Annotated in this window: 1 protein-coding gene; it reads right to left on the bottom strand. The window is 54.0% G+C overall.

Going from position 1 to position 374, the window contains the following annotated elements:
- Positions 1–374 (bottom strand): zinc ribbon domain-containing protein (locus LJE11_RS19380; protein ID WP_227296432.1); only part of this gene is annotated, 374 nt, incomplete at both ends.

Below are 374 nucleotides of genomic sequence, written 5' to 3'. Positions count from 1 at the left end.
GTTCCTCGTCCCTTGTAAGGGAGCGTTCCATTGCTTCCCGCTGTTCCCGCTGCTCGGCTTCACAGGTATTGGTCAGGCGGTCAGCAACCGCTTTCCCGTCCATCAGGGCAGCTCTGGCACATTCCCGGATTTTCCGCAGCACATGACTGTAAAGGGTGTCATAATCAATCCGGTGCTGGGTGCAGTGGTTCTTTCCAAAGGCATTGTAGGTCTTGCAGGAGTAAATCTGCTGGGGATGTTTTGCGTTTGTGTAGCGTACCGTCAGAGACTTCCCACACTCGCCGCATTTTATCAGTCCGGCAAACAGGCTGATTTCATTGGTCTGCCCCGGACGCTGGCGGGATTTCAGCTTGTTCTGCACAATGTCAAAGCTC

It is taken from the genome of Blautia sp. DFI.1.216, from assembly GCF_020594215.1.
GTDB lineage: Bacteria > Bacillota > Clostridia > Lachnospirales > Lachnospiraceae > Blautia_A > Blautia_A wexlerae.
The sequence above is the reverse complement of the archived record's forward strand: the minus strand, read 5'-3'. Positions and strand labels throughout refer to the sequence as shown.